This is a genomic window from Mesorhizobium sp. M7A.F.Ca.US.005.03.1.1 (genome assembly GCF_003997975.1).
Lineage (GTDB): Bacteria > Pseudomonadota > Alphaproteobacteria > Rhizobiales > Rhizobiaceae > Mesorhizobium > Mesorhizobium ciceri.
Genome location: NZ_RZRO01000018.1, coordinates 40,827 through 65,830, shown reverse-complemented (window position 1 = coordinate 65,830; position 25,004 = coordinate 40,827). Strand labels below are relative to the sequence as shown.

Below are 25,004 nucleotides of genomic sequence, written 5' to 3'. Positions count from 1 at the left end.
TATATTAGAAGGTTGAAATGTGCCGATGGGCGGCGGCGAGCGTCGACATACGGGGGATCAGCGGGCGGCTGATCTGTGTTGGGTCACCGCACAGTCCATCCAAAGGGAGGTTTCGGCAGCTAGGGACACATGCGGGCTGCCAAAAGGTGGGTGGTTCATGTATCGTATTATCATCGCCGATGATCACGGCTTGTATCGTCGTGGGCTGCGACTGGCTTTGATGGCCGGCATTCCAGACTTGGAAATATTCGAAGCGGCGTGTTTTGATACCGTCATAAGCCTGCTTGAAGATCAGGCGCCTGTTGATCTCGCCATCATCGACCTGAACATGCCGGGACTGTCCGGTCAGGACGACCTTCGCGACGTCTTACCGGCTCATCCCGACACACGGTTTGCAATTGTCTCAGGGACCGATTCACGCGCCGAGATTCTAACTGCCCTCTCGATTGGACTTCATGGCTATATCGTAAAGTCCCAAACGGACGAGGAGGTGGTCCTGGCGGTGAACGAAATCCTGGCTGGCCGCATTTACGTTCCGGCACTTCTTTCACAAAGGTCCAAGGAGTCGGTGCGCCTTCCATCCGAGGCTCCCACGCAAATGCCCCACAGGACCATCAGCGTCAACAATCTGGGCAGGCTTACGTCCAGACAGAAGGAAGTCCTCAGGTTGATGGCTGAAGGTTACTCGAACAAAGAGATTGCCCGCTCTCTTGAAATTGCAGAAGCGACGACGAAGATTCATGCGGCTGCCGTCCTGCGCGAACTTGGGGCACGAAACCGGACGGAAGCCGCGGTTTTGCTGAAGACATGGGCCGCCAGGGACATCAACTAGCGCCGATTGCTTTTGGCGGCAGCCGGACCGAATATTTCAGTCCGTGATCCAGCATCTCAAGCTTGGAAGAGTGGCCCACGATAGGCTCACCGCCGGCTCCGATAATCAACGACCCAAAACCACGCCGAGCCGAGGTGGAGACCCGGCGCTCTCCCGATTCCGACCATTCAAACACTATGTCGGCGCCGGGCTCCTGGGCCACGAATTGCCACACGACCTTGATCCGTCCTGCCGGAGTGCCGAGAGCCCCATGCTTCACGGAATTGGTCGTAAGCTCGTGAACGATCATTGCGAAGCTCTCAGCCGAACCCTCAGCCATTTTTATTTCGGGTCCACTGATCGAAATGTCATGCGTCCCCATATAGGGCTGCAATTCCTGAACGATGAGGTCACGCAGGGAAGCCGACAGGCTGCCATCGCGTGAAAGAAGCAGATGCGTCGCCTGGAGTGCGCCGATCTTTTCGATCAGTGTCTGCTTATAGCTGGCGATATCATTGTCGGGGGCACCAACCATATTCACAAGCGCCGTGATCACCGGAAACAGATTGTTGAGCCTATGGCGCTGTTCAAGCATGGCCCGCTCTCGCTTCTTCGCCGCAGCCCGCAGCAGAATGGTTATGCGCCGATCGGTGAGATCCGCGGCGACTCCTATTCGCTGTGCACGACCGTCGCGCAATTCGTCCCGTCCCCGAAGAGCAATCCAGCGGATATGTCCGCCAGTTCGCCTGATGCGGATCTCAGCGTCATAGTCGGCGCCTGATGCAAGCTCTCCCGGGGCCATCAGATTAGGCAAGTCGGCCGGGTGAACGACCGCAGTCAATTCCTGCAATGGACGGCTCGGCGCGGGTGCCAGCCCCATCATTTCCCAGAACGCGGCTGAGCCCTTCACGGACCCGCTCTCGAAATCTATGCGCCATGTTCCCAACCGGCTTGACGATAGCGCCAGGTCCAACCATTCCTTCTGAGCCCGGAGTGCCTCGCGGGCGGTTCGCTCTCCCGATATGTCGTCCACCACTACAAAAATGCTTTGAGGGAGAGCATCGGCTGGCACGGCCAAAGACAGGGCCAATCTTGTCCACAAAATCGTGCCGTCTCTTCTCAGGAGACGGATCTCCGAGCCGAACGAAGTCGTGTCTTTCAGGCGAGTCAACGCTTCCGCCAAGGTGTGGTTGTCGTCGGGGTGGACGAGTGCGCTGAGCGGCAGACTTGAAAGCTCCTCCTCGACATACCCTGTCATCTCACAAAGACGCTTGTTGGACCGTTGCAACTCTCCGTTCTCATTCATGTTGGCAAAGCCAATGGCGGCACGTTCGAATGCCCAGCGATACCTGTTTTCGGTTGCTTCCAAGGCCGCGAGTCTAGCCTCCGCAACCTGCAAAAGGGTGCGGTAGTCCTGCCTCTGCCGGTGGAAAGTCAGGGCGATCATCCCCCCTGCAACCAGCAGCAGAATGGCTTGAACCCAAAGGCCGACATCGATTGGATGGTGCAGGACATCCCGCGTCAACAAGCCGACGGCAACCATCACAAATGTTGCCGCAAGAGCGATCATGCGATCTTCGAGATATGAGATGGCAATAATGGCGGGAACAAACTCAAAAAAACCGATGTCGTATGCCACAGAGGTCGGCAGCGCTGTCTCGACTGCAAGTGTCGCTATCAGGAGCGACATCGAGGCAAGGCGGGTCAGCAACTTGCCTGAGCTGTTCGGATGCAAACTGAGCGAATGCAAACGCATGTGCCAGACTATAACCTTCTGACTAGTCCGTCGAGATTAGACCGAAAAGCGTACAGACTAGTCCGACCGCAGGATTGTTCCCCGGGATTGTAGCGCGCATTTTGTCCGATGTCGGGGGCGGATCGGACCGCTACTCTCCAAGCGACCTGACTGACATGTTTAAGGCACCTCCTTTTGACTGGGAGGCGTTGCCGTTTTGCGGGAGGTAAGAAAATGGCACTGGTTGGTAGGCAAGATGATGGAATTCTTGGTCGCCAATATGGAAGTTTCGGGGGAAAGCCTGTCTCCGCCTTGAGAACGCAAGGTGAGCATGCTTCCGCTTGGCATCAAGCACCGCAACGGTTCGACAGCGTTGCTGTCGAGCCACGGCAGAGCAGCCTTGCATCTGTGGTGAGAATGCTTGATCGCATCGGTTGTGGCTACCTGATCCTGAACAGCGACAGGAAGGTCATGGAGTGGAATTCAGCCGCTCAAAACACCTTGGAGCGCGAAGGCGAGGCAGCCGATACGGCCAGCAAGGTATTTGCTGCGCTGAGACGGCTGATCGCAAACGTGCCGGGCAATTTTTCTCCTGGCACGCTTTCATGGGTGGTGATCCGAGGTATGGGCGACAGGCCCCTGATATTGAACGAGAAGGGCATAGCAACGCCTGACGCGACAAGCATCGTGGCGCTGCTGGATCGTGAAAACAGGTCCGGGCCAAATCCCCAGACGCTGCAAAGAATGTTTGGTCTGACGAGTGCCGAAACGCAGCTCGCACTGCGCTTGGCGCAGGGCGATGCCCCTTTGGAAATAGCCCGCAAGCGGCGCTTGAGCCGGACCACGATAAGGTCGCAGCTGGCGTCGCTGTTCGCCAAGACCGAAACACGGCGACAGGCGGAACTGGTAGCTCTTCTTGGGCGCATATGCGTTTTGCCGTGAGGCAAACGCCTTTACCATGCGCGCGCACAACAGGCTTGTGCGCGCAATCTGTCGCTGATGTGCTTGTCGGCCAGCCTCACCTTACCGCCGTCGCGTGCGCACCCGGCCCAATCTTGGGCGGATTGCAAACACGTGATTAAGCACGTGCCAGCCCGCCACCTTCATGACGGAAGGCCGGAAGATCTGAATCCCATCCAGGAACGTAGTCAACCAGGACTGCTGGTGGAACCGCATGGGAATACGAGCAACCCGCAGCGCCCGCAGCAATGTCTCGGGAGGCGGGAGATGGTTGCGGTCTTTGATGAGATTCCAGTTAAGCTGCTTGACGGCGAGAGTCACTTCGTCGACCTCGCGGAAACTCTTTGACGTGGTAATGCTTGGATGGCTCGTTGCATCATAAAAGGTAAGCGGATCGCTTATCGCCACCATGTCCCCATGGCTGGCTAGATCGACGAAGAACAGTTGATCCACTCCGGCCGGAATCTCTTTGTGCGTGCGCATCAAGCAGCCGGCACGAATGACGTCGCTGTTGATCAGCAATGTGGATGGAATGATCCCCAGGCAGCGTGTCGCGCGCACCAGATAGAGGTCCATCAGGCACTGCTGGCTGGAATAAAGGGAGATCGCTTCCTGCTCCTTGGGGACTTGGCGAAATCTCACTCGCTTGTCCTCGATTATGTTTGCGGCAGACGTCATGAAGGCGACCGACGGGTGCTGTTTGGCAACTTCGGCGAATGTCCTGAGTGCACCTGGCGCAAGCCAGTCATCGTCGTGCAGCAACTTGATCCACCGTCCAGAGCAAGCCAGCATAGCGTTGTTGGTGTTCTCCACCTGACCGCGACCTCGGCTGTTCTCGATGATGCGGATGCGAGGTTCGCTTCGTGCATAGTCGGTCACGATAGCCCAGGTCTCGCCCTCCGGTCCCTCGTCGTCGCTCACGACCAACTCCCAATCGGAGTAATCCTGACCCAGGACGCTGTCGATCGCCCTGCGGATCGTATCGGGCCGGCGAAAGGTTGGTATCCCGACAGAGATAAAAGGGCGTGACCATGAGACATTGGCACGGTCATGCTGGGTGACCGCAACTGCCGCTTGAAGATTGTCAACCGACGACGAATTCATGGTGTTTTTTCCTCGAGACATTCATGTTGGATGCACGTTGCAGCGCCTGCTGGTTGAGGGTCGTGGGTCAACAAATACAGCGATGCTGCCATTTTCAGAGCGAAACCCGACGCGCCGCCGGCGGCCATGAAATAGATGACGGTGACTGGCTGCCAGCCCGCCTGGGCGCCGGCGAGCAACGGGCCAAACACGAGAACTGCTCGTGCGAGGTCGATGACCAGTCTTGTTCCTTGCCGACGTAGCAGAGCGGGAACGTCGCTAAGCGGAGTCGACAACGCTTGTGCCGCGCCCATCAGCGCCAGTGCGGTCATGATTTCCGCGGTGGGCATCCAAGGCTCGCCCAGGAGCGGAACGACCACATAGGGCGCGGCGAGTCCAAGCAGCAATATCGGCACCGCGGTAAAGCCGGCAGCCAGCAGGAGAAGCCCGCGTGCCACGCCAAGCAGGTGTCCACGATTGTTGTTCTGGTTTGCTTCGGCGACAAAAACATTGCTGAGCGGTGAAGCGATCAGCGTCACTGGACCGGTAACCAGGCGCGTTGCCACGCCCAAATATCCGGCAAATGCGGTGCCGAACAGCCCACCGACAAGAACTGCCGGAAGATTGTTGATCGCTATGCTCGCGAGTGTTGCGGGGATATCGAACAGAGGAAATTTGTATTCCCGCCGGGCCTTTTCGAACACCGCACGCCAGGGTGCCCGGGCGATGCCGCGCAAATCCTCCCAGCTCGTCACCCGATAACCGATATACCCGATAAAGACGAACTGGCTCAAAATATGGGCATGGATCATCGCTTCGCCGCCAAGGTTGGCAATGCCGAAAACCAATTGCAGTGCAGCCATGCTCGCCGGCAGGATCAGCCGCCCAAGGGCAAAGTCGCGCAAAAGCCCAGCACGCAGGCTCCAGCAGTTCATGGCTTCGACCAGACCTGCGCCTCCCATTCCGATCGGAATGAGCCAGGCAAGCGAGCCGAGGCGGTTGGGAGCAAGGTTCGACAGCATCTGTCCGGCCGAAAAGGCCAGGACGGTGGTCACGAACACAGCCAAAAGGATAAGCTTGACCGTCACATAGGCCTGGGCGCTCCCCTTAACCCCATAGAGTGACGCCTCGAAGCGCAATGCTGCGACCCCGGCGAGTATGTTCACAATCGACAGATAAATCGTAAAGATGCCGAAATCCGCAGGCGAATAGAGCCGCGCCAAGACCGGAATCGCAGCAAGAAGGGTGAGTTGGCCGACAATTGCCATCGCCGACACTTCACCAGCTGCACGAATGATCGAACCGATCGTGCTCGGCCGAACAGCGATGATGGCTGTGTCGGCCGCGGGAACCATCTTGGGTCTCAGAAGGTCGCTCAGTGCCATCGGTTCGCGCTTCCGAGGGAGGCAAATATCGGGGATTGCCGCAGCCTACGATGCACACCGAACCTTGCCATCATTCACCTGAATGACGCGCTCTGCGGACAGGCTGCACCCTGAATCGTCCGGGCCGCTCCCTGGATGAACCGCCCCCGGATCGTCCGCGGCCCAAGGACGAGCCTGTGCTTGGTCATGCTATCTGCTCGCGCAAGAGGTCGGCGCTATCCTCGAGCCGATATCCAGCATGTTTTTTCAAGTTCACTTGCGTGAGGACGCTGCCGACGGGTACCGCAAGAGAACCGTTGCCCTGAAGGAGTTCCAGCACCCCGCGAGCGAGGGTACGTGGCGTTTTCCTCCATCGGACGGCAAAAAGCACCGCATCAGCCCATCCAGCCAGAAATTTGGCTTCCGGCCGCCCGAGCGCCGACGGCAGGTTTATGATGACGATGCGATAGGTCAAGTGCAGATCCGCCATCACTTTGCCCCCATCCTCGCAGGACAACACCGCCAGCAGATCGTCCGACGGAGCAGCGGTCATCACGTCGATGCCGATTTCATGCAGACTGGCCACGGCGTTTTCCAGGTTGCTGCGATTGCAGACATAGTCAGCGAAGGAATGGCGGCTCTTGCGCTCGCTGAACTGATGCAGGAACTCGAGCGTGAGTTGAACGCCCTTGCGTTCAAGATCGATCAAGAGAACACGGCCGCCCATCCGCGTGCCGGCCAGCGCCAGACTCCATGCGAGCTCGGTCCCCCCATCCTCCGGGACGCTGGAGGTGACAAGCGCCGTGTACGACGAACGAGCCCTCAGCGCATTGGGCGCCGCAGCAATCAGCAACGACGTCACGGCGCGGCTATAGGCGGAGCTGCGCTCGCCCAGGACAAGGGTTCGCAGTCGTTTGGCATGCACCCTGCCTGCTTCGGGAATCTGCCCCATACATGGAACCTTGAGCACCGCTTCCGCCTCGGTCTCACCGCGAAAAGTCCGATCGAAGTGATTGCGCATCGTGACGAAAATCGCGCCCAGTATAGCGAACACAATCATCCCGGGCGGAACAAGGAAGATGGCGGGCAAGGTCTGCGGGATGGTCGGCGGCCATGCCGCCGATAGGATGGAAATTCCAGCCGAGGGAACTCCGATACGCCGCGTCAAATCCTGTTGCCGGCCAAGAAGTTCGTTGTATCGCTGGGTCAGCAAACTGACCTGCGGCTCGAGAACCCGCAACCCGGAAAGCCGGCTGGCGGTGTCGGCCATGACCGCATCCAAAATGGCCTTCCGGCTCTCAAGAGTGGCGATCTGGGCACGGAAAATGTTTGCGTCCGCAGCAATCTTGTCGATGCCTTGTTCGACCTTGCTTTCGGTCAGGTTTCTGAGTTCTTGGTCCGCAGGCGCGCGAGCCTGTCGAGCCGCGAGATCGGCAAGTTCAGGCCCGCCAATGGCTTCGGCCACGGAGACGAAAGAAGCCCCCTGCGCTCGAAGCTCCTGAACATGTCGCAGCCGAGTTTCCACAGCGGCGAGATCTGCGTTTGACATCGACAATTGCTGGCTGAGGTCGGCCCGTTCCCTGGCTGCATTGTCCGCCGAGCCTTGGTCGATGGCTCCGTGGCTCAACCGATATTTCTCAAGGCGGTCGGCCGCTGCCTGCAGATCGTTTTGCAGCCTGGGCAGGCTGGTGGTGATCGCATCGAGTTCTTGCTGGTCGGATGCCTGCCTTCTCCTTATCAGATTGTCGACATAGACCTGAGCGAATGTGTTGGCCACGAGCGCCGCCCGCGCGGGACTGTCATCGGCGAAAGCGACGGAGACTACTCTCGATCGCAGCTCCTGCCCGACCCGCATTCCTTGCCGCAAGGCTCTCAATTCGGAGGCATCCTCGGCTTGTGAATCGCTGATTGTTTTGTCCGCTCCTGGCCACAGTCGGTCCAGTAGACCACCGGCAAGCGAGCGTGTCCTCGGGGGAGGGATGGCAGACGGCTCAAGCCGGGAATTCCCGCTAGCGGAATTGTCCTGTCCGGTTTCAGCCGCACCTGTCTTGCGCAGTGCCGCCATGACGCGGCGCAGATGGTCTTGCGACGATAGCATCGTGATGTGGTCATCTATGCTTGAATCGACGAGGTCCTGCGAAGACGGGGCGCCGACGGGCAGTGAACCGCGCGATGGGGCGTCGATGATAAGCTGAGTAGTTGCTTCGTAGAGAACCGGGCGAAGACTTCCAAGCAACCCCGCCAGCAGCCCGCCCAACACAGCGAAGGCAACAATAGACCATTTTCGCCTTGCCAGAATCACGAAGAGTTGGCGCGACGCGGTGGGCGGCTCGACATATTCGCGCAATGACCGCACGTGCACTCTGCCTTCGAGAACCGGTGCTGGTGGTTGATTGATCCGTGGCAGCTGGATCGGGCTGATTGCGGAACCTACCATTTTATACTCCTGCCAGATCGGGTTCATGAATTGGGCCGGTTTGCTGTGCTTGCCGGTTGGCTTGGCTCCGCCAGGCCTGGAACATCAACGCGGACCACAATTCGCGCGAGCGGTTCTGGCCATCAATGTGATCGCGCCAGCAGGCGTCGATCTTCGCAGCGTCCAATACGTCACTGCTTTCTGCTCGCATGTCGGCGAGAAGATCGCTGGCCCAGTTGCGCAGCGGACCCCGCAGCCATGCTGCGATAGGGACATCGAAGCCCTGTTTCGGACGCTCGATCAGGTGCTGCGGGAGATACCGGCGTAGCAATCGACGAAGGATCCATTTGCCGGCGCCATCACGAACTTTCATGTTGGATGGCAGCCGCCAGGAGAATTCGACAACGCGGTGGTCGAGCAGAGGACACCGGCCCTCAAGGCTGTTGGCCATGGTGGCACGGTCCAGCTTCACCAAGATATCGCCGGGCAAGTATCCCTCCATGTCATCGCACAGAAGACGGGAGAGCAGGTCGTCAAGCGGCGGACCGCCGTAGCCGTAGATTGGTTCGGTGGGCCGCTGACGTCCCAGGTTTTCAGCCTGTGGCCGCGCCAGCCGCTGAAACAATTCGTCTTCATTCGATGCCGTGAGCAGCCGGGCGAGACGTTCCATCCGGTCGCTCCGGATAAAATGCCTCGCGCTCGCAGAGAGTGGCAGTTTGCCGATGACATCGTCGCGTCCGGCGCGTGCGAAAAAACCTGCCCCTGCCGCCAAGGTTCGGCGCAGGTGTCGGGGCAGACGCAGGTGTCGTTTCAACCGCTCCGCCATGAAGTGGCGGCCGTATCCTGCGAAGCATTCGTCACCGCCGTCGCCCGACAGCGCTACGGTGACGTGCTGACGAGCGAGCCTGGCAACGAGCAAGGTCGGTATCTGCGATTCATCGGCGAAGGGTTCATCCCAGACCTGCGGCAACTCGGGAATGACGTCACGTGCGGCGCTGGGCGAGAGGTGAAGTTCGGAGTGGTCGGTACCCAGATGACGGGCAACAGCCGCTGCGTATGGAGCTTCATCAAAGCCGCCCTCTGCGAACGAGATCGTGAAACTGCGAACCGGCTTGCAGGATTGAGCCTGCATCAGGGCGATCACGGCTGAGCTGTCGATCCCGCCCGACAGGAAGCCGCCCAGAGGGACGTCGGCGATCATGCGTTCCCGCACGGCCAGCCGAAGCCGGTTGTCCAGTTCGTCAACCAGATCGTCGTCGGTGCCGGTAGCGGGGTTCCGTCGCCCATCGGCTGCAACGTCAGCCAGTGACCACCAGCGGTGAACGCGTTGCGAAAGACGGTCCGCGCTGCGGTCTTCGGCATAATTCGCCGCGGTGACGGAAAGGACGGAACCAGGCGGCAGTTTGAACACGCCTCGCCAGATACAGAGATGGTCCGGCACCCATCCCGTTGAAAGCATTGCCGCCGCGGCATCAAGATCAAGGTCGGGAGAAAAGCCCGGAAAGGTGTTGATCGCCTTCAGCTCAGAGGCGAAAACCAATGCGTCTCGGGTCGAAGCAACATAGAGGGGCTTTTTGCCCATCCTGTCACGGGCCAGATGCAGGCTTCTTGTCTTCAGATCCCACAATGCGAACACGAACATTCCGGCAAAGCGTGTGAGGGCGGTCTCAAGCCCCCAATGCTCGATTGCGCTGAGCATCACTTCGGTGTCGCTGGCACCTTGAAAGGTTTGGCCCGCACCCTCGAGTTCGCAACGCAAATCGCGAAAATTGTATATCTCACCGTTGAAGGTGATCACGTACCGGCCGCTGGCAGAATGCATCGGCTGGTGCCCGGCGGCTGACAGGTCGACAATTGCCAATCGCCTGTGGCCCAATGCGATTCCAGCCTCGCGATCGGCCCAGAGCCCTTCGCCATCCGGGCCCCGGTGACGCAGCGATGCGGTCATCCGCCCGATCGCTTGGAGCGGCTTTATGTCTGTGGCATCGGAAGCCAATAGAATTCCGGCGATCCCACACATTTAGGGCACCCTGGGCTCGGCAAGTTGCCGCCGAAGTGCGGTCGGATTTCCGGCAACGAGGCAGAAAGCCAGCGAAAACCACACGATCGGATGGCGGATGATCAGGTGAGGCATGCTGAAGATTATCGTCGACGCACCGAGCACCAGCAGCGCGTCGAAGCCCGCTCGCCAGGCAACCGACATTGCGGCTCCCACGATCCAGACCAATGCCATCACCGCAAGCAATCCGCCCTGCAGGTAAAGGTCAAGAACGGTATTATGGGCCTCGAAAGGTCGCTGCAGAAATTGACGGTCGGCGACGGGCGGGCGCTCGAGGTGAGGCCCAGGGCCCAATCCCAGCGACCCGGATTTCAACCCCGTTTCCACCGCGTCCTGCCACAGATAGAGCCGGAGTTCGAACGTTTCGAGTGTCGCTTCCCCACCCTGGTCCTTGGTAAGGCTCTTGGCAAAATGGGCGACGCTGGCCTCTTCGGTGAGCGCGTAGGGCGTCATCGCCAGCGCTAAAGGCAAGGAACCCGCCAACAGCACAATTGCTGACAAGCGGGGCAGGCTGGCGCGACCGCTTGTTGCGATCCATGCACGAAGCCGCAATCCGAGAAAGACGAGGCAGCTCAGGATACTGGTGTAGAGATAGGTGTCGCTCTTCGTCAGCCGGCCGACATAAAAGGTCAGGATCAGGCTGGAGAATGCGAGCAAACGGCGCCATGGGTTACGGGTGGTCGTGGCAAGGTGCAAAGCCAGGGGGCCAAAAAGCGCGCAATAGAGCGCAAGTTGGTTCGGGTTCTCGGACCAGCCACGGAATCTGTCCCAGAACCAGGGGTCGACGCCGGGCTGGTGGGCTACCCCAAATGCCAATCCCAGCTGAATTACGAAGCTTCCATTGGCGATGGCGATCACCCACCAGGCACTGCGGCGAAGGTGACGATCGGCGTCGGGCTCCGCGGCCGCCAGGCATGTGAAGCCGGCCAGCAGCATGTAGGCCATCAGGTCATGTACCAGCCCGGTCAAGTAAAGGACGGTGGTCAGGTAGCCGACGATCGTGCCGATTCCCAAAGCCAGCGACAAGATCAGCCAGAAGCTCGCCAGTTGGACAAAAGCGGGTGTGACCTGGAGACGACCCCCGGCGAATATTCGTCCAATCGCCAGAACGATCCAGATCGCGATGAACAATTCGCCATAGCCGAGCGGCAATCCCGGAACGGCCAGTTGCGTCGCGTAGGACATCGCAACTCCCAGGGCGAGCAAGGCGTCCCGGATCATTGACGTGCTCCGCCCCGGTGATCTGCGAGGCTGCCCTCAAGTGCGACAGCAGGGAGCGGTCGCGGAAGCCCCGCGCGGAGTGTGTTTTCGTACAGGTCGCAGTACTGATCGACCACCAACGGCAGGGCAAATCGCTCCCGCACAAGTTCAGCGGAACGGACGCCCATTGCCTTTGCCCCAGCGCGGTCGGACAGCAAGTCTATTGTTCGCGAGGCAAGGGCATCGGCGTCATGCGGTGCAACCAGGTAGCCATTCCACCCGTCTTCGACGACGTCTCTGCAGCCTGGCATCCTGGAAGCCACGATTGGCAGTCCCGAAAGCCCCGCTTCCAGCAACACACGCGGTACTCCTTCGCGATACTGGGTGGGAAAGGCGAATACATCGGCCATGCCAAGGAGATCAGCGACATCGCGTCGTGGACCCAAGGCCAGCACATGAGATGCGTGCCGGTCGATCTCGGACTTGTCGATTGCGAATGAGCCTTCGGATTCTCGCGGGCCGACAAGCACAAATCGTGCTGCTGGTCTTTCGGCCACGACGCGAGGAACCGCCTCGAGGAGGGTTCCCACACCCTTCTGACGGGTCAAGCGGCCGACAAAGATCACCACTTCGGCGGACTGGAGGCCGAGTTCCCTACGCATCTTCGTTGCCGAGGACCCGAGATGGCGCACCGTTGCGAACGCATCGACATCGATTCCGGAACTGCGTATCAGTCGCGAGCTTCCGCGACCGGTCAGCCGAAAGCGCTCGAAGAACAGTTGGTCATCACGATTTTGGAAAACGGTCGCCGCCGTCCACGAAGACGCGAGCCATTGCAGCGCGCAATAGACCGGACGCAGGGCCAAAGCGCGAGGCGCCAGAGATGAGAACGTCCAGCCCAGCCCGTTGATGGTGCGAATAACCGGAACTGTTCCCCGCATGGAAAGGGGCGTCAACAGATTTGGCTTGGTGTCGAAACTCTGGATGATGTCGGGCCGAAGCTCCCGCATCAATCGGCGCATCGTTCCGAGAGCACGCCATTCCCCGCCGCCAGATGCAAACCGGTCGAAGGAAAACCTGTGATGCGAAATGTCATGCCTTAAAAACGGTACGGGAGAACCGCTCGAGACCGCCGTAACGCGAAAGCCTTTCTCTCGCAGCGCGATGAGGAAGGGAACTCTCAAGGCGTGATCCTCGCCTCCCACGCAGACCAGATGTGGGTTCATCTGCCTCTCCCCAGCGCACACGGCGGGCAATCGAGTAACTGACGCTCTCGATGCTGCCACGGCCCGGTTTCATCACCTATGAGCGCATCCCGCCCGAGTGCACGCTATGGGGAGGCCGGGTTCCTGTCCTCGTCCGTTTGAATGACACCATGATGTTTGGAAAGGGGTAGGACCAGTGAGGCGAGATTCCCTCGCAGTGGGGAGCGCTAATGTCCCTCCTGCCTTGCCGATGCAGTCTCACCGGGACGCCCCCACGGCATTGCCTGAAGTGGGCACGATGAGTGGCTGGAGTAAGGCGTGGCGGACCTGAACTCCGCGGCTCGCTGATGGGCGCGAAGTTCGGACGCTCGGCCCAAACGACTGTCGGCGAGGCCCCAAGACCTCGCCGACCTTTTAAGGCATTCGTCGCTGGAGCGTCAGGTGACCAGGAAAGACGATGCGGTAATCGACAGATGCGGAGAGAGGCTCGCGAAATGGATCTGGTTTGCGCCTCCGACGCCGTCGCTGTCGAAAGAAAGAGCTCCGGTCGAACTGTTGTAGATAATGTGATCGGAACTGTCATGCGCCGCTTTGCCGGCAAAGAAAGCGTCCGACGAGAGGCCCCCCTGATCGAGACCGGCAAAGATGGAATGGTCGAGGTGGATCTTGTCCTGGGCTTTGTTGAAATCAGTGATCGTGTCGACGTTTCCAGAACCAAGGGCGGTACTGAACACGAAGGCATCTCTGCCCCCGTGCCCGGTCAGCGTATCGGCCCCGCCGCCACCGTCGATCTTGTTGTTACCGGCATTGCCGTGAATGGTCTGTCCGAATTCGTTGCCGGTCAGATTGATGGCGGCCTTGCCGGACGTCTTGGTGGTTGCGAGTTGCTCGATGTGCGAGCCAGCCGAAAGAGCGAAGCTCACCGAGGCAAGAACCTTGTCGAGGCCGCTTCCTCTCTGCTCCACCACCTTGTCGTGGGCATTGTCGACGTAATAGGTGTCATTGCCGCCATAGCCGGTCATCTTGTCGGCGCCACCGCCGCCATTGATCTTGTTGGCACCGCCATTTCCATAAATGGCTTGACCGAATTCGTTGCCGGTCAGGTTGATGGACGCCCTGCCACCCGAATTGGCGGTGGAGAGCTGCTCGACATGTGATCCCGCCGTAAGAGCGTAACTCACCGAGGCCGCGACCTTGTCGAAGCCCCCGTTTGGCGCTTCCATGACCTTGTCATGAGCATTGTTGACGAGATATTTGTCATTGCCCCTGGTTGCGTGGAAAACGTCTGCGCCGCGCGTGCCATGGAAGACATGATCGCTGCCCGACGGGGCCGGCGCGGTGGGAGCAGGGGTGCCGACGTGAGTAGGAGGTGTGGTCGGTGTGCCGACCGGATCACTGACCGGGGGCGTGACAGGATCACTAACCGGGGGCGAGACCGGGGCATGGGTGCCCTCGAGATTGTGCTGGAGGAAAAAGGCTTTCAGTTCCGAGGCGCTTTCAAGCGCGGTGTCGCCATTCTGCGTTCCCCATTTATAGGTATAGTCAAAGGCCGGCGACGGAACCAGTGCGGCCCAACGATCAATCATGGCCTGCTCCTGGGCAGCGGTGGGCATGACAAACTTGCCGCCAGCGCTGGTTTCCCAGTTGCCACCACCGAACGCCTGGTAAAGCGGGACGATCTTGTCAATCGGGATGCCTGCTTCACCGGCAGCCGCAACCATCTTGTCGATATGGGTGTAGTCGGGAGCCGAAGTGTTGTTGATGGGGTAATAGCCGATACCGTAGAAATCGATGCCCGTATTCGCCGGATTGTAAGCGGCGTGGGCCGGGTCGTTCGGGTTCATGTAGCTCGGGGAGCCATCCGTGCCCAAGTTCATCATCGTGATGAAGGTCTTGGCGCCGGGAACATGAGAATGAATCCAGTCGGATTCCGCCTTTAGGTTTGCAGCGGTTGCGTAGCTGCCCCACTTGCCTGTCGGATCAGGCTCGTCGCTAAGGTAAAACCCGAACACATTTGGATTACCTATGAAGGGAGTGACTTTATCAATGAAAGACGAAGTTACTCCGTCGTGCTCACCGAGATAAACCAAGCCTTTCATGCCATCCGGCAAGGCATTGACTTGCGAAACGTACTGAACATCAGCCAGATTGAATCCGGCGGTTGCGATCTCGGCGGCTGATCCACCGGACGCGTAGTGGAGTGTCATCCAAAAATCCTTTGGTTGATTCGGTTATGCCCCACGTCTGCTTAGTTGACGGCGCATATTAGGCCCAAATCAAATACGACACCCGCTGGATAGAATCTTTGATCGCCGACAGGATTGCTGCACAGCAGGAGATGTTCCGCTTCGGGTCAACCGAAGTCTTTTAAAACAGTGCCGCAACAACAACATAAGCCCCTCTCATCCGGCTCATTGTTGAGCCGCGTGATTGGGAAATATCCGCCTTTCCCGACCGGGTTATCCCCAACTAGGGGAAAGCCAATTGGGGTGCCTCGGCACATGAACCGAGGCTTGCGCTGACGCCCTCGCGGCTCACCCGCCAACTTGACGGTCGAAAGATCGTGCCGCTTGCGGCGTGAAGCGGCCACCTATCGCTGCTTTAGGAGCACTTTCTGCTTTGATCCTATTTAAAAAATCGATGGCCCAACTCTCGTTTGAAATATGATCCGATCCAGCGCATGGAGAAAAAGTCATCTCTCCAAAATATATGTCACCATTAATGCTGTACAAATCGACCCTGACAAACTCAACATCCCTAGATATCGTTTCCGCGATCTCGATCATTTTTTCGAGATTTTCCGGCCTTTCTACGTTTTCTGGCAGGTCATAACCATACATGACATCAATCTGCTTAAAATCCGGAAGAGAAAAGACAGCCCTTTTATGATCAACAAATCTACCGACGTCGACCTGAAGATAAATTGCCTTGCCGCGAACGCAAAAGAATTTGTAGTCACTTAATTCACCACCAGTAGAAATGTTGTCTTCGACAATTAATTTCTTTTCCATTTTATAATATTGTGTCTCTCGCCCAATATTGAAGTACGACCTCTTAGAGAAATTTAAGAATTCCTCTATGGTTTTCCTATTGAGCGGTTTGTCGAGGAATATAATTTTTCCAGAGGAATGGGTCGGCTTCATCACGAAATGACGTCCGAGGAAAGGCTGGATCCAAAGTAAAATGTCATCTGCCGTCGTATTTCTATCTATCTTGAATACAGAGATCGTCTTTGGGATTTTAAGGCCTGCGATTCCACTAGCTATGTATTTAGCATAATGCTTATCAACGCAAATCTTCTCCAGGTATCCCCATCTATTTCGTATCATTCTGTCAAATATAAAATCATTTATCGTAGCCGATTGACTGGAAACCCGTCTTGGGAACCTGTTGTTCCCGTTAAAGAATCCCGCTGCTGCTATGGGGTAGTTCAGAACGTAGAAATTCGGGGTTATCAAGCTGACCCTATATATCGTTTCCCAGACAGCTCTTCTTAATTTCCGATACTTCTTTTCCACGCAACACCCCACTACGCGGATAACGCACGGCTAACGCGGCGTCCGCTCTGATAACGACGATGGCGAAGGCGCGATCCGCCTCCTTGGGCAGGTTGACAGCCGTCACAGATGGGGCCGGTCGAACCCGTCGGCCAGCGCCCCGAGGTGAACGAGCCCTCCAGTCGCCATCCCTGCGCATGCGTTAAACCACAATACGTCAGGCTCGATCACCGTCCTCCTCCGTTTGAATGACGATCCGGCGTGCCGGCCTGACGGTCGTCAATTTGCCGCCTCTGAAAGTCTGGGAGACTGATGGTCTGCTCGAGTGATTGGTGTATCGGGACGAGATCAAATACAGAATACAGAATGACAAAAGGTTTGATTGATCTAAGTTGTTGCTCCGCATCAGGTATTTTGTGTCAACGACCGTGGCGTCTTTGAAAGTGTGTGGAAGCAAGGACATAAGCCCCTTTTGCGTGTTCCATTCTGGACTGCGTTACTAGCGTGAATTGCCGTTTTTTGGGGGAGTTATCCCCAGCCTGTGCACGCTGCAGGTCGCGTTTCGTTGGTCCTGCGCCACGAATCCGCTGCATTTTCCTCAAAGTCGACGTATGTAAGCAGAGCGTAATAAGGGGGGCGACGGATAGCGGCTGCTATGCGCACCAAGAAAGGTTTGAGCCATCACAATTTACGGAAGTAACGGCGCGGCAGTGTCGCGCGAACGACCGCTGGTCATGAAAACATCGGGGGCCGGTTCTCCCGAGCTGCGTTCCGCCATTCTCGCCTGCATGCCTGGGCTGCTTGGCGTGGCGCTGTTCTCGGCAGTGATAAACATTCTCGCCCTGACCGGTTCGGTCTATATGTTGCAGATCTACGATCGCGTTCTGCCGTCGCAGAGCGTTCCAACCCTGGTGGGGTTCACGATCGGCATGCTGGGCTTGTATGCGGTCTACGGGCTCCTGGATTTCGTGCGGCTTCGCGTGCTGGTCCGCATCGGCAGTCTTCTCTATAGAAATTTGCAGGAAAAGGTGTTCTCCATCTCCCTGTCCTTGCCGCTCAAGGCAGGACGTGATGCGGGCCGCTTGCAGCCTTTGCACGATCTTGACCGACTGCGCGGCTTTCTTTCCGGAACGGGACCGACGGTCATCTTCGACGCTCCGTGGATCCCTTTTTATCTGGTGATCATTTATTTGCTCCATCCTTTGCTCGGCTTGTTGGCAACCGTCGGCGCGATCGCCGTGGTCCTCCTGACGGCAGTTGCGGAAGTCTTTAGCCGTGGTCCGGCCGCGCGCGCCTCCGAAGACTTGTCGTCGCAACGGGCGCTTGCCGACTCCGCCCGGCGCAACGCCGAGGTTGTTCATGCAATGGGGCTTTCTGGTCGACTGGCTCGACGCTGGAGCGACGTCAGCCGCGCATATCTTGGTCAGCAGGAGCGCCTCTCGGATGTCGTCGGTGGCGCCAGTTCCTTCTCGAAGGCGCTTCGCATGGGTCTGCAATCCGGCGTTCTGGGGCTCGGTGCCTACCTGGTCATCGGCGGTGAAGCTTCTCCTGGGGTGATTATCGCATCTTCCATATTGCTCGGCCGGGCCTTGGCCCCAGTTGACGCGGCGATTGCAAACTGGAGAGGTTTTCTATCGACCCGGCGCAGCTATAGCGAGCTGGCAGCTGTCATGGCTGCATTTGGCAGTCAGGACGATCCGATGGAATTGCCTCGTCCACAGGCACGATTTGCCGTCGAGCAACTGACAGTCGCGCCGCCCGGCCTGACAAGACCGACCGTTGTAAATGTAAGTTTCCACCTGTCGAGGGGGGCTGGAATGGCCGTCGTCGGCCCGAGCGGCTCCGGCAAGACGACGCTGGCCCGTTCGTTGGTCGGGGTGTGGAAGCCGCTCCATGGCTCGGTGAGATTGGACGGCGCCTCTCTCGATCAATGGAACTCGGAACATCTCGGCGCCCATATCGGCTACATGCCGCAGGATGTGGAGTTGTTTGACGGCACGGTAGCAGACAACATTTCGAGGTTCCGAGGCAAGACGGATCCAAAAGGCGTCCTTGCGGCGGCAAGAGCCGCCGGCGTCGAGAAAATGATCATGCAACTCCCTCAGGGATTTCAGACCCGCATCGGGGAGGGGGGAGCAGCCCTGTCGGCAGGGCAGAGGCAACTCGTGGGTCTCGCCCGAGCACTTTATGGCGAGCCGTTCCTTGTCGTGCTCGACGAACCGAACTCGAACCTCGACGTGGATGGGGACGCTGCCCTGGCCGGCGCCATACGGGCAGTGCGTCAGCGCGGGGGCATCGTCATTGTCGTTGCGCATCGTCCCTCGGCACTCGCCAACATCGATCAGGTGCTGGTTATGTCGAACGGGACGGTTCATGCCTTTGGCTCGCGCGAGGAGGTCTTGGCGAACGTGCTCCGACCTTCACCGCCTGTTTCACCTCGGCCATCTTCTTTGGCGCCGATACCGGGGGTTGCCGGGCATGCATGAGGCTCTGCTCGAAACATTCGTCACCTTCTCGTCCTATGCTCGGACCCTTCGTGGCAGCAAAGGGCCTGCCGTGAGCTCGCCAGATCTGCCGGACGGTATTCGGGCCAACCTGATATTCGGCTTGGTGATTACAGGTCTGCTGGTCCTTGGCGGCGGCCTGTGGCTGGGATTGACCAAGATCGCCGGCGCCGTGGTTGCACCGGCCACCGTGGTGGTAGAAAGCAACGTCAAGAAGGTCCAGCATCAAACCGGAGGCACAGTGGGCGGAATCTTCGCGCAGGACGGAGATCATGTACGAGCCGGCGACGTGCTGGTCAGGCTGGATGACACGCTGACACGCGCGAACCTGCAAATCATCAGCGAGGATCTCGATCGCGCGACCGTTCGCCTCGCCCGGCTGGAGGCCGAGCGCACGGGCTTGGCGGAAATGCAGCTGCCGGTCGACCTGAAGGCGCGAATGAACCAACCGGAGCTGGCGGCGCTCGTCAACGGCGAACGCGCTCTCTTTGAAACGCGCGCTTCGGCTTTGGCTGGACAGAAGGCGCAGTTGAGAAGCCAATCCCAGCAACTTGAACGTCAGATCGACGGTCTTAAAGCGCAACAGAGCGCGGTGGATGAATCGGTTGCCCTGCTGAGCAAGGATTTCGCCGACGTTGATTCCCTCTACGCCAAAAAACTCGTCTCCAAGGAGAGGGTAAGCAACATCAAGTTGGATGCCACCCGGGCCAGGGGAGAATCGGGGCGCCTCGCTGCAGCAGTAGCTGAAGCCCAGGCGCGCATCAGCGAAACGGGGTTGCAGATGCTGCAGCTGGATGACCAAAGGCGCACCGACGTGACGACCGAACTCCGCGAGACGGAAGCCAAGCAGACCGAACTCAACGAACGGAGGATTGTGGCGCAGGATGAACTGACCAAGACAACGATCCGCGCGCCACAGTCCGGAACGATACAGGAATCGGCTGTCCATACCGTCGGCGGCGTTATCGCGCCTGGCGAGATGCTTATGACCATCGTACCTGATACCGACGATCTTGTGGTGGACGCGCTGATCCCTCCGTCGCGGGTCGACGATGTCCGGCCTGGGCAGCCGGTGTCGATCCGTTTTCCGGCGTTCGACGTGGGAACCACTCCGGTCTGCCAAGGGTCAGTGAAACACATCTCGGCAGATCTGATTAAAGACCCGCAACGTCAGCTTTCCTATTTTTCGGCGCGTATCAAGGTTGAAAGCAAATCAAGCTGCCTGACCGAAGCGAAGGTGCTGAGGCCAGGTATGCCCGCCGAGGTTCATATCCGCACCGACGAACGCAATGTCTGGTCTTATCTGTTGAAACCCTTTGCGGATCAGATGTCCAAAGCGTTTACGCAGTGATGGCGAGGTGGAGGAGGGCGTGACCAATAGGATATCGGGATTTCTGGCGGCCCGACGGCTTTTGGGGGCGGGCGGCCGTCGAGCCTAACCGGCGACGCGGGGATGAAGCGCCTCCGGCTGGAGGAAACATGCGCGTTGTGTGACGCTACCGCATCATTCGAATAGCGAGGCTGGTTTACCGTCCCCAGACAACGGCATTCTCATGCCGTTTGATGATGTGCTTCAGGTTTTCGAAGGCGGTCGTGACGTGGCCGGCGAAGCGCTCTGCCGCCGGTGAGCGTGGTCCGCTGACCCGGCGAAGGATACCGAGTGAGCGGCTGGGCTGCGGGATTTCGTAGGGCAGCACCGTAACCCGGCTCTCCTTGCGCTGCGCGAAGACTACGGAGAATGGCAGCACGGCCAACGCATCGGTTTCGGCAAGGAAGTTGATCACGCTCATCAGCGAGCCTCCCGAATAGCGGATGTTCAGGTCCGACATGCCGATGCTCATCAGGATCATCTGCAGGTCCGACATCAGCGGAGAGCCGGGCAGGGGAGCCACCCAGGGAAAGCTGGTCAGGTCATGCGTCCCTGAGGCGGCGATTTCGCAGCAGGGGATGATCGGGCCGGCAAGCCACGACATTGCGTCCGGGCAGGATTTCGGTGAATTCGAAGCCGGGACCAAGGTCGAGAACGCCGATCGGCACGATGCCGAGGTCGATCTGGTTGCTGTCCAGCGCCGCGACCATCTCGGGCAGGTTCATATAGCTCTGCTGAACGGTGACCTCGGGTTCGAGCTTCTGGAATTCTCCGATCATCCGGCTGATCATCGCGTCCATGAAGAACGGCACGCCGCCGACACGGACGACACCTTTGGTGCCTTTCATGAAGCCCTGCACCGCATCCGACGCCTTGCGCGACGCGGTGATGATCGTGCGGCCCTGCGCCGCCAGCTGGAAGCCGAGCGGCGTCGCCTGCAGCGGCCGGCGGCCCTTGAGGAACAGCGGCTCACCCACCCGCGCCTCCAGCATGGCCAGGGATCGGCTGACCGCCGGCTGGGTCAAGCCCAGCATGGCGGCTCCTTCCGACACGCCGCCGGCATCCAGCACCGCGGCGAGCTGCATGAGGTGGCGCTCGTTCAGCTTCATAGCAAAACGCTATACAAGGGACGTCACATCTCATCAAGCATCGCGTCGGGCCGTGCTATCCCGCTTGGCAAGGGGAAGGGAGGCCCCGGCGGAATGCACGGCCAGCACGACCCGAAGCGGGATGAGTCCCCCAAGGCGATATCGACGCAGGCCGAGGAATTCTCGCGGCGCCTGACGGCAATGGGCCAGTCCCGCTTGGCGGCGGCGGCGCAGGCAGCCGTGGATGGTTTGCACGCGCTGATCGTGGAGTTGCGGCCCTCCGGCGAGGAATTCCGCCAGGCGATCGATTTTCTGACCGAGGTTGGCCACTACGCCGATGCGCGGCGCCAGGAATGGGTGCTGTTCGCCGACGTCCTGGGCGTGTCTTCGCTGATCGAGGATCAGAACAGCCCGCGCCCCGCCGGAGCGACACCAAACACCCTGGCCGGGCCCTTCTACCGGGCCGACGTGCCGGAGATGCCACCCGGCGCGAACATCTCGCGCGATCACAAGGGCGAGCCGCTGGAGGTCGCGGGCCGCATCGTCGCGCTCGACGGCGCGGGGGTCGGCGATGCGACGGTCGAGATCTGGCAGGCCAATGCCGAGGGTCTCTACGAGAACCAGGAACCCGACCGCCAGCCGGAATTCAATCTGCGCGGACGCTTCCGTACCGATCCGCAGGGACGGTTCCGCTTTACGACGGTGAAGCCGAAGGGCTACACGCTGCCGTCGGACGGACCGGTCGGTCAATTGATGTCAGCGCTGGGCCTTGGCCTCGAGCGGCCGGCCCATATCCATTTTCGCGTCTCGGCGGAGGGCTTCGAGACGCTGACGACCCACATCTTCGACCGGTCGGACCCTGCGATCGGCCGGGATGCCATCTTCGGGGTCAAACCCGAACTCATGGCCGAGTTCCGCGCGCTGCCGCCCAATGGAGGAAAACGCAAGCACGCGCTCGACCTCAACCTCGTGCTCTGCCCGCAGCGGCGGAGCGATACCGAAACCTCTGGGAGGAGATGACCGATGGCACGTATCAGCGGCTACCACCATTTGACGCTCTCGACCGACAGCGCTCAGGAAGATTTTGATTTCTATACCAAGGCGCTCGGCCTGCATTCGGTGAAGCGCACCGTCTTGTTCGACGGCGTCATCCCGGTCTACCACCTCTATTACGGCTCGCCCAATAGCGATGCGTCGACGATCATCACCACCTTCCCGTTCCGCAAGCCGGGCGTCTATGGCCGCCGCGGGTCCAATCAGTCGCGCACCATCATGCAGTCGATCCCCAAGGGCGCCGCGGATTTCTGGGTCGACCGGTTGAATGCGCGCGGCATCGAGGCCATCAAGATCACCCGTTTTGGCGCCGACCGTGCGGCTTTCGCACATCCCTGCGGCATCCCGCATGAGCTGGTGGAAAGCGACAGGGATCCCCGCGCGCCCATCACCAACGAGGCGCAGGGCATCGGCAAGGCCCACGGCATCAAGGGAATCTACGGCGCCGTGGTGGCGGTGATGGACCGCACCGCCATGGACGACTTCCTGACCATCGCATTGCCGATGGAGAAAGAGGCCGACGACCACGAGGGGCTCGTGTTCCGCGTGCCGGATGCGGCCGGCGTCGCACAGCGCGTGGAGGTCATTGTCGACCGCGACAGCCCGCAGGGCACCTGGACTCTGGCGGGAGGCACGATCCACCACCTCGCCCTCAACACCGGCGACGAAGAGAACCAGTTGAAGCTGCGCGCTCATATCGAGGGCCTCGGCTTCACGGACATATCGGAGCAGAAGGACCGCAACTACTTCAAGTCCTGTTATGTCCGCTCGCCCGGCGGCGCGCTGTTCGAAATTGCCTGGACCACGCCGGAAGGTTGGGCCAAGGACGAGCCTCCGGGCCAGATCGGCAAGACGCTGGTCTTCCCGCCTTGGTTCAAGGACCGCGAGAGCGAATTGCAGGCCGGCCTGGAACAGGCGGATTTCGCGTGAGTTCAGGCAGCGGTCCGCTCCGGCTTGGGCCAAGAGGCCCCGAGGCTAAGGCGATTTGCGTCTTCGTCCACGGCCGCGGCCAATCGCCCGAAGAGATGCAGTCCCATGTGCTGTCGCGGCTTTCCGCGTCGGCCGTGGCCTTCATCCTGCCGCGCGCGCCGCACGGCATGTGGTGGGAGGCGCGTGCCGTCGACCCGTTGACGCCGGTCGCCCGCGCACAGCTCTCTGACGCGCTCGACCACCTTGCGGCCGCAATGGTTGCGGCGCGTGCCGAACTGCCCGGACTGCCGCTGCTTCTCGCGGGCTTCTCGCAAGGGGCGTGTCTCTCGATCGAATATCTCTGTGCGGGGCTGCCGCCGCCGGACGCTTTGGCGGCCTTCACGGGCTGCCGTGTCGGCGTTCCGGCGGACGAAAGATCCGAGGCGGCGCCGGCCGGAATGCCGATCTATCTTTCCGGTGGTGATGCCGATCCCTGGATACCGGTCTCGGCGTTTGCCGATGCCGCGCAATCGCTGGGCCGGATTGGCGCGAGCCTGCGGGCCGATCTGTTCCCGGGCCGCGGCCATGAGGTCTCGGACGCCGAGATTGCCATGCTGGGCACTATCCTCGACGACCTCGCGGCCGGGCGTGGCCCGCGCATGGAGGCGGCGCGATGATGGACAGCTTCACCTTTCCGGGCCTGACGACACGGGTGGTCTTCGGTGCCGGCACCATGGCTCGCGTCGAGGACGAAGTCCGGCGGCTCGGCCATGAAAAGGTGATGGTGCTTTCGACGCCGCATCAGAAGGGCGATGCGGAAAGGCTGGCCGCAAGCCTTGGTGGCCTCGCCGCCGGGATTTTTGCCGGCGCGGTCATGCATACCCCTGTCGAGGTCACGGAAAAGGCCATCGATACCTTCCGCCGCAGCGGCGCTTCGGTGGTCGTAAGCCTCGGCGGCGGCTCGACCACCGGGCTCGGCAAGGCCATTGCCGTGCGCACGGGCGCCGACCAGGTGGTCGTTCCCACCACATATGCCGGCTCGGAAATGACCGACATACTCGGCGAGACGGCAGCCGGCGAGAAGACCACCCGCCGCTCGCCGGACATTCGCCCAGAGACGGTGATCTACGACGTCGATCTGACACTGAGCCTGCCGGTAAATCTCACCGTAACCTCGGCGATGAACGCGATCGCTCATGCGATGGAAGCCTTGTATGCCCCCGACCGCAATCCGGTCATCGTGCTGATGTGCAAGGATGCCATGGTTGCCTTCCGGGAAGGCATTCCAAGATTGATCGGCAATCCGCAGGATCGCGCGGCGCGGACGCAGGCGCTCTATGCGGCGTGGTGCTGCTCGACCGCGTTAGGCTATGTCTCGATGGCACTGCACCACAAGCTGGCGCATGTCTTCGGCGGCTCGTTCGACACGCCGCACGCCGAAACCCACGCCATCCTGCTGCCCTACACGACCGCCTTCAACGAAGCGGCGGTGCCCGATCTGCTGCGCCCGATCGCTGAGGCATTCGGTGGTGGTTCGGCGGGCGGTGGGCTCTGGGATTTCGCACAGTCGGTCGGCTCTCCGCTGAGCCTGAAGGCGATCGGCATCGAGGAGGCCGATCTCGACCGCGCGGCGGCAATCGCGGTGAAGAATGCCTATGCGAATCCAAGGCCGATTGATCCGGGATCGATAAGGGAACTCCTTCAGGCGGCGTGGGAGGGACGCCGTCCGGGGGACTGAGAACAAAACGAAA

At 59.9% G+C, this 25,004-nt stretch carries 17 protein-coding genes and 1 pseudogene; 8 read left to right on the top strand and 10 right to left on the bottom strand.

Going from position 1 to position 25,004, the window contains the following annotated elements; translation table 11 throughout:
* Positions 1-157: 157 nt before the first annotated feature.
* Positions 158-832 carry a response regulator transcription factor gene (locus EN990_RS11055; RefSeq protein WP_013533114.1) on the top strand — a complete coding sequence of 225 codons (675 nt, stop codon included), beginning with the start codon at positions 158-160 and terminating at the stop codon, positions 830-832.
* Here the strand turns inward: EN990_RS11055 and EN990_RS11050 are convergent.
* Positions 825-2,567: a PAS domain-containing protein gene (locus tag EN990_RS11050; RefSeq protein WP_127366184.1), complete on the bottom strand. Its 1,743-nt coding sequence runs from the start codon at positions 2,565-2,567 to the stop codon at positions 825-827. The genes EN990_RS11055 and EN990_RS11050 overlap by 8 nt on opposite strands.
* Positions 2,568-2,780: 213 nt before the next feature.
* Here EN990_RS11050 and EN990_RS11045 point away from each other — a divergent pair, with 213 nt between their 5' ends.
* Positions 2,781-3,488 carry a helix-turn-helix transcriptional regulator gene (locus tag EN990_RS11045; protein ID WP_013533112.1) on the top strand — a complete coding sequence of 236 codons (708 nt, stop codon included), beginning with the start codon at positions 2,781-2,783 and terminating at the stop codon, positions 3,486-3,488.
* A gap of 81 nt (positions 3,489-3,569) precedes the next feature.
* Here EN990_RS11045 and EN990_RS11040 read toward each other — a convergent pair whose 3' ends face one another.
* The 8 genes from EN990_RS11040 to EN990_RS11005 form a co-directional block, all read right to left on the bottom strand.
* Entirely contained in the window at positions 3,570-4,610 is a 1,041-nt protein-coding gene (locus EN990_RS11040) for a glycosyltransferase family 2 protein (protein ID WP_127366183.1), read from the bottom strand.
* Positions 4,607-5,974 carry a lipopolysaccharide biosynthesis protein gene (locus EN990_RS11035; RefSeq protein WP_013533110.1) on the bottom strand — a complete coding sequence of 456 codons (1,368 nt, stop codon included), beginning with the start codon at positions 5,972-5,974 and terminating at the stop codon, positions 4,607-4,609. Before EN990_RS11035 ends, EN990_RS11040 begins: the two co-directional genes overlap by 4 nt.
* Before the next feature lie 184 nt (positions 5,975-6,158).
* On the bottom strand, positions 6,159-8,390 hold the full coding sequence (locus tag EN990_RS11030; RefSeq protein WP_127367998.1) for an exopolysaccharide transport family protein: 2,232 nt from the start codon (positions 8,388-8,390) through the stop codon (positions 6,159-6,161).
* Position 8,391: 1 nt separating this feature from the next.
* The gene (gene asnB / locus EN990_RS11025) at positions 8,392-10,389 is read right to left on the bottom strand and encodes an asparagine synthase (glutamine-hydrolyzing) (RefSeq protein ID WP_127367988.1); all 1,998 of its coding nucleotides are present in this window, start codon (positions 10,387-10,389) and stop codon (positions 8,392-8,394) included.
* Positions 10,390-11,649: an O-antigen ligase family protein gene (locus tag EN990_RS11020; RefSeq protein WP_127367989.1), complete on the bottom strand. Its 1,260-nt coding sequence runs from the start codon at positions 11,647-11,649 to the stop codon at positions 10,390-10,392.
* Positions 11,646-12,854 carry a glycosyltransferase family 4 protein gene (locus tag EN990_RS11015; protein ID WP_063167495.1) on the bottom strand — a complete coding sequence of 403 codons (1,209 nt, stop codon included), beginning with the start codon at positions 12,852-12,854 and terminating at the stop codon, positions 11,646-11,648. Before EN990_RS11015 ends, EN990_RS11020 begins: the two co-directional genes overlap by 4 nt.
* A gap of 416 nt (positions 12,855-13,270) precedes the next feature.
* Positions 13,271-15,040, bottom strand: coding sequence for a calcium-binding protein (locus tag EN990_RS11010; RefSeq protein ID WP_027163958.1), 1,770 nt, complete (start codon positions 15,038-15,040; stop codon positions 13,271-13,273).
* 327 nt (positions 15,041-15,367) lie between these two features.
* Positions 15,368-16,351, bottom strand: a complete 984-nt coding sequence (locus EN990_RS11005; protein WP_164753421.1) for an ATP-grasp fold amidoligase family protein — start codon at positions 16,349-16,351, stop codon at positions 15,368-15,370.
* Between the two features lie 713 nt (positions 16,352-17,064).
* Here EN990_RS11005 and EN990_RS11000 point away from each other — a divergent pair.
* Entirely contained in the window at positions 17,065-18,816 is a 1,752-nt protein-coding gene (locus tag EN990_RS11000) for a type I secretion system permease/ATPase (RefSeq protein ID WP_024502439.1), read from the top strand.
* The gene (locus EN990_RS10995; protein WP_127367990.1) at positions 18,809-20,185 is read left to right on the top strand and encodes an HlyD family type I secretion periplasmic adaptor subunit; all 1,377 of its coding nucleotides are present in this window, start codon (positions 18,809-18,811) and stop codon (positions 20,183-20,185) included. The genes EN990_RS11000 and EN990_RS10995 overlap by 8 nt, the downstream gene beginning before the upstream one ends.
* Before the next feature lie 175 nt (positions 20,186-20,360).
* On the opposite strand, the pseudogene EN990_RS10990 reads toward EN990_RS10995, so the two are convergent.
* Positions 20,361-21,312 (bottom strand): annotated as a pseudogene (locus EN990_RS10990) (LysR family transcriptional regulator).
* A 93-nt stretch (positions 21,313-21,405) separates the two neighbouring features.
* Between EN990_RS10990 and EN990_RS10985 the strand changes: the two are divergent.
* From EN990_RS10985 to EN990_RS10970, 4 genes are read left to right on the top strand one after another with little or no spacing between them, the layout of a single operon-like run.
* On the top strand, positions 21,406-22,311 hold the full coding sequence (locus EN990_RS10985) for a dioxygenase (RefSeq protein WP_063167498.1): 906 nt from the start codon (positions 21,406-21,408) through the stop codon (positions 22,309-22,311).
* A 3-nt stretch (positions 22,312-22,314) separates the two neighbouring features.
* The gene (locus EN990_RS10980; protein WP_127367991.1) at positions 22,315-23,274 is read left to right on the top strand and encodes a VOC family protein; all 960 of its coding nucleotides are present in this window, start codon (positions 22,315-22,317) and stop codon (positions 23,272-23,274) included.
* Positions 23,271-23,930, top strand: coding sequence for a dienelactone hydrolase family protein (locus tag EN990_RS10975; protein ID WP_064995005.1), 660 nt, complete (start codon positions 23,271-23,273; stop codon positions 23,928-23,930). The genes EN990_RS10980 and EN990_RS10975 overlap by 4 nt, the downstream gene beginning before the upstream one ends.
* Positions 23,927-24,991 (top strand): maleylacetate reductase, encoded by a 1,065-nt coding sequence (locus tag EN990_RS10970; protein ID WP_127367992.1) that lies wholly within the window; start codon positions 23,927-23,929, stop codon positions 24,989-24,991. Before EN990_RS10975 ends, EN990_RS10970 begins: the two co-directional genes overlap by 4 nt.
* The last annotated feature ends 13 nt before the right edge of the window (positions 24,992-25,004 follow it).